We start from the raw sequence: 6,553 nt of genomic DNA on the forward strand, positions 1-6,553 counted from the left end.
GTTGGTGATTGGCCGCGGCACTGATGAAGGCGTGATCTCCCTCCTTGTGGGGGAGATGGCCGGCAGGCCAGAGGGGGTGCGGAGGATCGCAGCGGAGCCGACATTACATTGCCACCAGTGTGAAGTGAGGGGAATGTTGACGACATTTTCTCCACCCGTGGAAAAGTTCTCCCACACTGTCGGCATTGCAAGTTTTCGTTCGTCCTTGAGGCAAGGGACCGGAAGGTTCCGAGCGAGAAGGGACGAGGACATGAACAAGCGCAGTTTCATCACCATGCTGGCGGCGGCCGCGTTCGCAGTTGTGACAGGAGGAGCGGCAATGGCCGAGGCAACGAAAACCACCCAATCAGGCGTCAAGACCGGCCATGCCGAGGTCAATGGCGTGAATTATTATTACGAGATCAGGGGCAAGGGCGAGCCATTGCTTCTGCTGCATGGCGGGCTGGGCTCGATCGACATGTTCGGGCCGGTGTTGCCGGCGCTGTCGAAGAACCGCCAGGTGATCGCGGTCGATCTTTATGGTCATGGCCGCACGGCTCTCACCGACCGCAAGATGAGCCTGATCGACATGGGCGACGATATGGCCGGGCTGGTGAAACAGCTTGGCTACGGCAAGGTCGATGTGATGGGCTATTCGATGGGAGCGGGCGTGGCTTTCCGCCTTGCCGTGCAACATCCCGATGTGGTGCGGCGCCTGGCGTTGGTGTCCGCCGCCTATGCCCAGGACGGCTTCTACCCCGAAATGCTGCCGATGCAGGCACAGGTCGGTGCCGGCATGGCCGACATGATGAAGCAAACGCCGATGTACCAGGCCTATGCGGCGGTGGCGCCAAAGGTCGAGGATTTTCCGAAACTGCTCGATCGTATGGGCGAGCTGATGCGCACGCCCTATGATTGGGCCGATGACGTCAAGACGCTGAAGATGCCCGTCATGCTGGTTTATGGCGACAGCGACATGTACCGCCCCGAGCATATCGTAAAATTCTACCAGCTGCTTGGCGGCGGGCTGAAGGACGCAGGCTGGATGCGCGAATCCATGTCGCAGAACCGGCTGGCGATCATCCCCAATCGCACCCACTATGACGTCTTCTTCGCACCCGAACTGGCGGCATTGTCGCTTCCTTTCCTCAATGGCGAGACCAAGGTGAAGAGCTGGGACGAACAGGTCAAAGAGGTGAATTGAATGATCGGCCGCGCGCTGGGTGAAACGGCGGCGCGCGGCCAAAATCCTTGCTGGATAAGGGCTTCGGATGTATCGTTTCGGCACGTTGAGAATGCCCCTCGATGGGGGCCGGAAGATGCGGCCAGCAAGCTGATCGAAAATGGGCTGGCGATGATGCGGCCAGGCTTCGCCGTGCGGCAGACAGTGCCCGCCACCACCATACCGGCCGCAGTGACGCGATGTTACCGCGAAAAGGAGTGGCCATGGCTATCTCATTGACGATGCAGGAATATCTCGAAGACAATCACATCCGCTACGACGCCGCCAAACATGCGCGCACCGGCTGCTCGATGATGACGGCGCAAGCGACCCACGTGCCCGGCAGCGCGATCGCCAAGGGCGTGGTGCTGAGATGGGAGGACGGCTATGTGCTGGTCGTGCTGCCGGCTTCGCGCCATGTCGACCTGGCCCGCATGCGCGAGATCATCGGCGACAAGGTGCGGCTGGCGACAGAAGAAGAAGCAAGCTCATTGTTTCCCGATTGCGACGAGGGCGCGGTGCCGATCCTGGGCGTGCCCTATCGGGTCGCCTGCGTGATCGACGAACAGTTGCGCCGCGGCAGCGACATCTATTTCGAAGGCGGCGATCACYGCACGCTGGTTCATGTGTCAGGCGATGAGTTCTCGCGCCTGATGTATGGCATGCCGCAGGCCCGCATCAGCTGGTAATGGCGAGCTCAGCTGGTCGTGGCGGGCGCCGAACGCAGCTGATGTTGTTGGCGCAACGCATTGAATGCAAGATGGAAGATTGCCGTCGCGGGAATGTGACTTGAGGCGGCGGGTGACGTGTGCGGTAAATACCGCATGCGAGGCGGCAAGGCTTTTCGCTGTTTCGGAAAATACCCAGCTCCTGTCACGGAACCGCCATCTGGCAGTCACGGTTCAGGGCTATGGTGCGTAATGTCGAAGTGGTCACGAACGGAGGCGACTATGGACGACCAGCACGAATTGACGCTTGAGGATCTGCTGCAAGACCCGATCATTTTGAAGGTCATGGAGCGCGACGGTTATTGCCCCGACGATATCAGGCTTTTGGCGCGGCATGCCGTTGCCGGAACCCAGGTCTGGGAAAGCGTTTCGTCACGCGCCAGCGCGCGGCGGCAAAACCGGCTGTTCCGCACGGCCACCCCGTCGGCATGTATTCCGCTTTGCTCCTGAATTTTCCGCGACTTTGAAGTGACTGCCGGCTGAGGCAGTCACGCAACTTTCCCATCGACAACATAACATTGCCCACCTTATGCCTGAGGCCCAAATCTTCGGGCGAGGGGCTCTTGAGCTATGGCACAATTGTATGAAGGCGGCTGCATGTGCGGGGCCGTGCGCTATGTCGTGGAAGCAGCACCGCTGAACGAGCGCATCTGCCACTGCCGAAGCTGCCAGAAGGCGGTGGGTGCGGCGTTCAACGCGCGGCTGATGTTTCGTGCCGACGAGGTCAGGCTGACCGGGCCGGTCAAGATTGCCTATTCGTCACCGGCGGTGAAACGCGGCTTCTGTGCCGAATGCGGCACAACGGTGCTTTCCGGCCGCGAGGCGGCCGGTGTGCTGGCCGTGACGTCGGGCTCGCTCGACGACCCGAGCCTGTTTCGCCCGGCCATGCACATCTGGATCTCGTCGAAGCAGCCCTGGCTCAAGCTGGACGATGGCTTGCCTCAGTTTGACGAGGCAGCACCGGCCTAAGCGCTGCATTCTCCGAGCGGCTCAACCAGTGCCTGGAATCTCGGGTGGCTACCCAGGCTGTCGAATTCGGTCTCGTCGGCCAGCCATTTTTTCGTCGCCGCATTTGCCTTGAGCGCCCAGCGTTCGATCATCTCCAGCGCGGGCTCGACCTCGCCGAGCATCGCGTAGGCGCAGGCAACATTGTATTGGGTGTGTGGATCGTCAGGTCCGACAGTCAGCGCCCGCGAGATCCAGTCGAGCGCGCGCTCGCATTCGCCGAGCTGTGCCAGCGCCGGCGCGCCCATGGCGAGCGGCAAGGATATGTCTGGGTGGGCGCGGCGAAGGCGCGTTCGGCCCGCTCCAGACCCATCCTGATCGCATCGGCGGAGTCTGCCTCGCGGCCGAGCTCCCAGTACATTTGCGACAGCATCAAGGGCGAGCGGAAATCGTCGGGTGCAATATCGCTAGCGCGTGCCCACAGACGGGCCGCCTTGTCGCGGTCGCCGAGCACACGCGCCACGTCGGCATAGAAGTAGGGGACTTCAAAGGCGTCTGGGTCGAGCACCATGGCTTGCTCGAATTCGGCGACCGCCTTGGCGCTTTGCCCGGCAAGGTGCATGGCCATGGCGTGAGAGGCATGGGCCTCCGCAAGTGTCGGGTCCAGTTGCAGCGCCTTTTCGCTCGCATCGAGAATATGCGCGACCGTGGTGCCGTCTTGGTGATTGCAATGCAGGAACTAGGCGCAGTCGGCGAGGCCGGCAAAGGCCCTGGCGTAAGTTGGATCGAGCTCGACAGCCTTGGCGAAAAGGCGTTGCGCCAGCTGCACATGGGCCGTGGTGTGCAGATGGTAGAAGTGGCGGCCTTGAAGATAATGGTCGTAGGCGTCGACATTGTGCGTGGGAGCGGCCTCGATCGCGGACTTTTCGTGCGGCAGCAGCCTGACCCTGAGCTGTTGGGCGATGGCTTGGGCGATTTCGTCCTGCAGCGCGAAGATGTCCGTCAGTTCGCGGTCATAACGCTCGGCCCATAACGTCTTTCCATGCGGAACGCCGACGAGTTGCACCGTGATGCGAATGCGTTGGCCTAACTTTCGAACGCTGCCGTCGAGGAAGGCCGCAGCGTTGAAACGAGCGCCCCATTCCTGCGGGCTTTCGGCAGCGTTGCCGAAGGTGATCATCGCGTTGCGGCCGAGGACGGATAGGCCAGAAACCTTGAACAGATCGGTGATGATGTCTTCGGTGATGCCGTTGGCGAAATAGTCCTGCTCGGCATCGCCGGAGATGTTCTTGAGCGGCAGCACCAGGATCGGCAAGGGCGGCGTCGCGGATGCGGCTTGCGCGAGCGAGGGCGGGGGAAAACCAGCCTCGATTTGGCCATCGACCCGCACTGGATCGGGAGTTGCGGCAACGAGTTGCGCCAGGCCGAGCTTGGTGCCGACGCCGAGCTTGCGGTAGATCGTCGACAGATGCGTGCGAACGGTGGTCGGTGCGATGAACAGGCTCTCGCCGATCTTGCGGTAGGTGAGCCCGGCGGCGAACATGCTGGCCACCGCGCGCTCGCGCGCCGAAAGGCCGGCGAGCGGGTCGTTTGTGTGGCCGTTGTGGGACATCGATTGAAATCTCCCCCGAGCGCCGATGCGCCGCAGCAACGCCAGAAATACTACAGATCCGGCGCAAAAACACTGCATCTGCACGATGCCGCGTGTCCTCGTGGGGCCCTAGCCTCAAGTTACGGGTGCGATACCGCGCCCTTTCAACAGGAGGTTTTCATGCGCAGACTCTTGATGGCTGCGGCGTCGCTGGCGCTGATCGTGATGACAGGCTTGGGCACTTCGGGAGGTGTAACAATTGGCGAGTTTCCGAAGCAGTCGGTTGTTGTGACAAATGCCGGTGACTGGAGACTGCCGGCTTTCGGCGATCTGCTGTCGGCGCTTCGCCATTTCGGCACGCGTTCCTTGTTTCCCGCGACCTGAGGCGGACTGCCGTCATGTCTGGGTCGTTGAAGGTAACATCTGTGCCGCGAGCATCCGTGACTGGTCGATCCGCACCGAAGCTGCTGACCAAGGTTCGATCCGCAATCCGGCTGCTGTTTGCCGCACTGCCGCGGCGCAAGGTGACGCGTGGCGAGGCGCGGATTTGCGACCTGTCGCGGCATCTGCTGCGCGATATCGGCATAAGCCGCGAGACGCAAAGGCGGGGTGAACGGTATCGTTTTTACAACTGAGAGCGCGCTAAACGCGGATATCGACGCCGCTGTCGCGCAGCTTGGCGAGCAGGCGCTCTTCCGGCAGCGTATCGGTGACAAGCGTGTGGATGTCGCAAAGCGAGCCGAGGCGCACCAGGGCGCGGCGGCCAAACTTCGAGCTATCGACGGCCATGATCGTGCGCTCGGCCTGGCGCATGGCGGCGGAGACGGCGGCGACCTCGGCATGGTCGTCGTCGCCGATGTCGCCGTCATGGTCGACGCCGCTGACCGAGATGATGGCGACGTCGAATTTGAAGCGCCTGATGTATTCGGATGTTTCCTCGCGAAAGACGCCGCCGTCGACCTGGCGTACGAAACCGCCGGGTACGGCGATGGCGAAATTGGTGCTTTCGCTCAAGGTGGTTGCGACGCGCAGCGAATAGGTGACGACGCGCAGGTCGCGGCGCTTGACCAAAGCGCGCGCCACGGCCTCGCAAGTGGTGCCGGTGTCGATGAAGACGGCAGCACCATCTGGCACCAGATCGGCGGTGAGGCGACCGATCTTTTCCTTGGCGGCGGCGTTTTCGACGCGGCGCTGGCGCAGCACTGCAGGGTCGACGGGGGCTGAAATCGTTGCCCCGCCATGCAGGCGCCGCACCTTTCCGCCCTGTTCGAGCGCCATGATGTCGCGACGCGCGGTCTGCGTCGTCACCCCGTAAAGCGTGGTGATCTCCTCGATCGAAACGTAGTGGTTCTTCTGGAGATAGTTCAGGAGCTCAGCCTGGCGGGCCGACTTCTTGTTATCCTTGTCCATGCCAGGTCCGTTCATTTCGGGCATCTGCGATCTGGTCTCCACAATCCTTGCTAGCAAATCCAAGCGCGGGATTCACCAGGCATCTGGACAGCAGGTCGGCCCGACGGGGGAAATCGTATCCATCCCAACTAATGTTGTAAAAGTGACATCTACCATCACTAATGTCCGTTTTCGTACTTTTCAGTGACCGCAACATGTCATTCGCACGCCAGCCCTGGCGGTTTTGTGACAATGCGCGGTCGCGCAACGAAACGGAGTTACGCGATGAAGACGATCCACAACGGCATGGCCGAAGCGCCGGCCAATACGCCTGGCCAACATCACCGACGCTTGCGCGCGCTCGCCGCGGCTCTGTTGTGCGGCACGACACTGGCCGTGTCGGCAATGACCGCGCAGGCGGCCGAAGATTCGATCAGGATCCTGACGCTGAACACCTGGCTCGACCGCTTCAAGCCCAACCCGTCGGTGGCGGCCGACTTTTTCATCAAGGGCAATTACGACGTCCTGACCTTCCAGGAATTCCGCGCCAACTCCACCTATGCGCGCGACCTGCCCGGCCTGATGCAGGCTGCCGGCCTCGGCACCTATGGCACGCGCCAGGACAATGACGTCGGTGTGTTTTCGCGCCTGCCAGGCACCTTCGGCGCGGTGACCCAAGGCGTGATCGCGCCCTACACC

12 protein-coding genes are annotated in these 6,553 nt (G+C 61.9%); 8 read left to right on the forward strand and 4 right to left on the reverse strand.

What is annotated here, in order from left to right; genetic code table 11:
- The first annotated feature begins 250 nt into the window (after positions 1 to 250).
- The 5 genes from AC1DUU_RS19875 (at position 251) to AC1DUU_RS19895 (ending at position 2,898) form a co-directional block, all read left to right on the forward strand.
- Positions 251 to 1,183: an alpha/beta fold hydrolase gene (locus AC1DUU_RS19875; protein ID WP_476785121.1), complete on the forward strand. Its 933-nt coding sequence runs from the start codon at positions 251 to 253 to the stop codon at positions 1,181 to 1,183.
- Positions 1,184 to 1,441, forward strand: coding sequence for a hypothetical protein (locus tag AC1DUU_RS19880; RefSeq protein ID WP_476785122.1), 258 nt, complete (start codon positions 1,184 to 1,186; stop codon positions 1,439 to 1,441).
- Complete coding sequence (locus tag AC1DUU_RS19885) at positions 1,426 to 1,890, forward strand: aminoacyl-tRNA deacylase (protein ID WP_476785123.1); 465 nt, start codon at positions 1,426 to 1,428, stop codon at positions 1,888 to 1,890. The genes AC1DUU_RS19880 and AC1DUU_RS19885 overlap by 16 nt, the downstream gene beginning before the upstream one ends.
- Positions 1,891 to 2,151: 261 nt before the next feature.
- A complete protein-coding gene (locus AC1DUU_RS19890; protein ID WP_476785124.1) occupies positions 2,152 to 2,379 on the forward strand; it encodes a hypothetical protein in 228 nt (75 codons plus the stop codon).
- Positions 2,380 to 2,499: 120 nt separating this feature from the next.
- Entirely contained in the window at positions 2,500 to 2,898 is a 399-nt protein-coding gene (locus AC1DUU_RS19895; RefSeq protein WP_476785125.1) for a GFA family protein, read from the forward strand.
- Here AC1DUU_RS19895 and AC1DUU_RS19900 read toward each other — a convergent pair.
- From AC1DUU_RS19900 to AC1DUU_RS19910, 3 genes are all read right to left on the reverse strand, one after another.
- Positions 2,895 to 3,182, reverse strand: a complete 288-nt coding sequence (locus AC1DUU_RS19900; protein ID WP_476785126.1) for a TPR end-of-group domain-containing protein — start codon at positions 3,180 to 3,182, stop codon at positions 2,895 to 2,897. The two genes, AC1DUU_RS19895 and AC1DUU_RS19900, sit on opposite strands and share 4 nt — an antisense overlap.
- A complete protein-coding gene (locus AC1DUU_RS19905; protein ID WP_476785127.1) occupies positions 3,113 to 3,502 on the reverse strand; it encodes a tetratricopeptide repeat protein in 390 nt (129 codons plus the stop codon). Before AC1DUU_RS19905 ends, AC1DUU_RS19900 begins: the two co-directional genes overlap by 70 nt.
- Before the next feature lie 111 nt (positions 3,503 to 3,613).
- On the reverse strand, positions 3,614 to 4,486 hold the full coding sequence (locus AC1DUU_RS19910; protein WP_476785128.1) for a LuxR C-terminal-related transcriptional regulator: 873 nt from the start codon (positions 4,484 to 4,486) through the stop codon (positions 3,614 to 3,616).
- Positions 4,487 to 4,645: 159 nt separating this feature from the next.
- Here AC1DUU_RS19910 and AC1DUU_RS19915 point away from each other — a divergent pair, with 159 nt between their 5' ends.
- Both AC1DUU_RS19915 and AC1DUU_RS19920 read left to right on the forward strand, forming a co-directional pair.
- Positions 4,646 to 4,849, forward strand: coding sequence for a hypothetical protein (locus AC1DUU_RS19915; RefSeq protein WP_476785129.1), 204 nt, complete (start codon positions 4,646 to 4,648; stop codon positions 4,847 to 4,849).
- Positions 4,850 to 4,905: 56 nt separating this feature from the next.
- A complete protein-coding gene (locus AC1DUU_RS19920) occupies positions 4,906 to 5,100 on the forward strand; it encodes a hypothetical protein (protein WP_476785130.1) in 195 nt (64 codons plus the stop codon).
- 7 nt (positions 5,101 to 5,107) lie between these two features.
- Here AC1DUU_RS19920 and AC1DUU_RS19925 read toward each other — a convergent pair whose 3' ends face one another.
- A complete protein-coding gene (locus AC1DUU_RS19925; protein ID WP_476785131.1) occupies positions 5,108 to 5,899 on the reverse strand; it encodes a DeoR/GlpR family DNA-binding transcription regulator in 792 nt (263 codons plus the stop codon).
- Positions 5,900 to 6,139: 240 nt separating this feature from the next.
- On the opposite strand from AC1DUU_RS19925, the gene AC1DUU_RS19930 reads away from it, so the two are divergent.
- On the forward strand, positions 6,140 to 6,553 hold a 414-nt coding region (locus tag AC1DUU_RS19930; protein WP_476785132.1), incomplete at its 3' end, for an endonuclease/exonuclease/phosphatase family protein.

Source organism: Aminobacter sp. P4_H6_2, from assembly GCF_056400805.1.